Source organism: Actinoplanes oryzae (assembly GCF_030757795.1).
Classification (GTDB): domain Bacteria; phylum Actinomycetota; class Actinomycetes; order Mycobacteriales; family Micromonosporaceae; genus Actinoplanes.
In genome coordinates, this window is record NZ_JAUQWH010000317.1 from 1 (window position 1) to 3,211 (window position 3,211).

At 74.8% G+C, this 3,211-nt stretch carries 3 protein-coding genes and 1 pseudogene; 1 reads left to right on the plus strand and 3 read right to left on the minus strand.

The window, feature by feature from the left end; all coding sequences use genetic code 11:
- The coding region (locus tag RBH18_RS43465) for an NB-ARC domain-containing protein (protein WP_306216371.1) at positions 1-718 on the minus strand (718 nt) is incomplete at its 3' end.
- Between the two features lie 77 nt (positions 719-795).
- Positions 796-2,058 (minus strand): GDSL-type esterase/lipase family protein, encoded by a 1,263-nt coding sequence (locus tag RBH18_RS43470; protein WP_306216372.1) that lies wholly within the window; start codon positions 2,056-2,058, stop codon positions 796-798.
- A gap of 72 nt (positions 2,059-2,130) precedes the next feature.
- Between RBH18_RS43470 and RBH18_RS43475 the strand changes: the two genes are divergently transcribed.
- Positions 2,131-2,895, plus strand: coding sequence for a lipase family alpha/beta hydrolase (locus RBH18_RS43475; RefSeq protein WP_306216373.1), 765 nt, complete (start codon positions 2,131-2,133; stop codon positions 2,893-2,895).
- Here RBH18_RS43475 and RBH18_RS43480 read toward each other — a convergent pair.
- Positions 2,892-3,211: pseudogene (locus RBH18_RS43480) on the minus strand (ABC transporter permease); the annotation flags it as partial. The gene RBH18_RS43475 and the pseudogene RBH18_RS43480 overlap by 4 nt on opposite strands.

Genomic DNA, 3,211 nt, shown 5'->3' on the forward strand with positions numbered 1-3,211 from the left:
GGGCGGCGGCCTCGCCCAGCAGGCGGCGGGCGTCGTCGTCGGTCAGCGCGCCGAGCGTGTGCTGCGCCGCGCCGGGCAGGTCGTGCAGCATCCGGCGGCTGGTGATCAGCACGAGACAGCGGGGGTCGCCCGGCAGCAGCGGACGCACCTGGGCGGCGTCGCGCGCGTCGTCGAGCACCACGATCAGGCGGCGGCCGGCGAGCCGAGCCCGCCACCGGGCGGCGAGCTCGTCGACAGTGCCGCCGCGGTCGTTCTCGGGCGCGCCCAGCGTGCCGAGGAAACGCTCCAGTACGCTCTCCGGGCGTACGGGATCGGGCGCCGCGCCCCGAAGGACGGCGAAGAGATGCGCCTCCGGGTACCGCGCGCTGTACTCGTGAGCCACCTGAACGGCCAGCGCGCTCTTGCCGACCCCGGGCGGCCCCACCAGCGCGAGCACGTGGTGACCGGATCTGATCAATCGCCGGAGGTGCTGCAGGTCGCCCTCACGCCCGGTGAGGCCGGTGCGGGCGGGCAGCTCGTTGACGACGCGCGCCGGCTCGCTGGGAACCCGCTGCTGCCACACCGCCAGCCCGATCGCCGCCACCGCCAGCACCCCGACGACGGGCCAGGCCACCGGCTCCGGCAGCGTGCCGCCGGTGGCCACGTTGACGGCCACCGCGGTGACGACCGAGAAGAGGCCGGACAGCACGGCGAGAACGACCATCGAGCGGCGGCGCACCCCGCCACCGTAGCTTCCCTCGATCGCCGTCGATGCCCGTCCCGGTGGCGTGGCCGACGCGGGGTGCTCCAAGGTGGTCAGAGGGAGGAGATGTCGATCGCGGCACCGAGGAGGGCGTCGCCGGCGGCGTTGGGGTGGTAGCAGTCGGCCCGGAGGTCGGGGATCATCTGGGTGGGGTCGGCGGGGTCGCGCAGGACGGCGTCGAAGTCGGCGACGGCGTCGAAGGTGCCGCTCGTGCGGATCCAGGTGTTGACGGTCTGGCGGTCGGCCTCGCGCGGGTCGCCGGGCGGCAGGCACATCGGCAGGATGGTGGCGCCGACCATGCGGAGGTGGCGGGCCTGCACGCGGGCGGCGATGCCCTGCATGGCCGCGATGATCGTGGCGGCCGGCACCGGGGGAGCGAAGCTGCCGCCGCCCAGGTCGTTGGTGCCCTCCAGCAGGAAGACGGTGCGGACGCCGGGCACCGACAACACGTCGCGGTCGAGCCGCTGCGGCGCGGGCGGGCCGCAGCACTGGCCGGTGGGGTCGTAGGGGTTGGGGCTGTCGCTGACCGTGTTGCCGGAGATGCCGGCGTTGGCGACCGCGAGGCGCCGGGCGGGCGGCAGCTGGGCCAGCCGGTCGGCGAGGACGTCCGTCCAGCGCTGCCCGGGCGGGCCGATCGCCTGGTATCCGTCGGTGATCGAGTCGCCGAGCGTGACCACCGTGCCGCGGGCGGCGGGGCGGTCGCTGGTGACCAGGTCGAGCCACCAGATCTGACCCGGGTGGTAGCCGGTCCCGGTGCCGGGCGTGCCGCCGGGGATCACCGGGTACGCCGGGAACGTCACCGCCGACGTCGCGGCGGCGCTGTTGCCGGGCGTACTGATGTAGGAGGCCGGCGGGTCGGCGGGGAAGGGTGGGAACGTGTGGTCGTTGATCGGGCTGCCCGGCGCGTAGAGGCTGACCGCCACGTCCTGCCCGGCCCGCGCGGCGACCGGTGCCGCGTCGCTCGTCACCGAGGCGCCCGGCGGGATCGAGACCGTGCGCCGGCCGCGGAACGTCAGCGGCACGTTGGCCTGCAGCGTGGCCGATCCCGTGGCGACGGGCAGCCCGAGCCACGCGTCGCGGACCTCGACGGGGGCGGTGCCGAAGGGGTTGCCGAGCCGGACCCGCAGCGCGGACCCGCCGGCCGAGACCCGGGCGATCTGCCGGACCGTGACGTCCGGGGAGAGCCCGTGCACGCCCTGCAGACTCGACTCCCACAGCGCGGCCGGGGAGAAGGCCGCCGTGGCGGGACCGCCCGGGACGACGACGGTGACCACCGCGAGCAGGACGGCGGCGACGAGCATCCGGAAGCGTGCCACGGCGGCCCCCTTAAGATCGATATGCATGAATAGCTAGGGGCACTCTACAAGCCGCGGCGGCATCATGGAGAGATGTCACCCCGCCGCCGGATCCTGTTTGCCGTGGTCGCCGTGCTGCTGGTCGCGGCGGGCGGGCTCGCCGGCGTACGGCTGCTGGGCGGTGGCGACGACGGACCGCGACCGGATCAGGCGACGCCGGGGACGGTGCTGCTGGTGCCCGGTTACGGCGGCAACACCACGGCGCTCGCGCGGTTGCGGGACCAGTTGCGGGCCGAGGGGCGTACGGCCAAGATCGTCGCCCTGCCCGACGGCGGCACCGGTGACTTCGAGGCGCAGGCGGCCACCCTCGACGCGGCGGTCCGCGGCGAGACCGGGAGCAGCCCGTCGGTGGACATCGTCGGCTACTCGGCCGGGGGAGTCGTCGCGCGGCTGTGGGTCGACAGGTACCGGGGCGCCGAGGTCGCCCGGCGCATCGTCACGCTCGGCTCGCCGTTGCACGGCACGAGGCTCGCGGCGGCCGGGGCTGCGCTGGCCCCGGACGCGTGCCCGCCCGCCTGCCGGCAACTGGCCCCGGGCAGTGCGCTGCTCGATCGGCTCGCCGGCGAGGATCTGCCCGAGGGGCTGCCCTGGCTGTCGATCTGGACCGAGAACGACGAGACGGTCCAGCCGCCGGACTCCGCCCGCCTGGCCGGCGCGGTGAACGTACCTCTGCAGGGGGTCTGCCCGCAGCGGCAGGTCTCGCACAGTCAGTTGCCCACCGACCAGGCGGTCTCCGCGATCGTGACGTCGACGCTCGCCGCCCCGGCGCTGGCGCAACCAAAGGCCTGCCCGGTCTAATTACTGACGTCTCGGGTGACGAAGGCGGCCCAGGCGGCGAGGAGCAGGACGCCCAGGTAGACCAGCTGGATGCCGGCGCCGCGCTCGATGTCGCGCCACAGGACCGGGTCGCGGAAGAAGTCGATCCAGGCGAGCCAGTAGCGCGTCGGCAGGTAGGGCCGGACCGCCGCGGCCGCGTCCAGCGTCGCCAGCACCTGGCTGGTCACCAGCACCGCGAGCGCGCCCATGGCCGCGCCCAGGCCGGAGTCGGTCACCGTGGAGAGGAACAGCGCGATGGCCGCCACGCTCAGCATGCTGATGACGATGTACGCGACCG

Coding starts and splice junctions, on each gene's coding strand:
- RBH18_RS43475 (WP_306216373.1), top strand. CDS start 2,131: ATGTCACCCCGCCGCCGGATCCTGTTTGCCGTGGTCGCCGTGCTGCTG.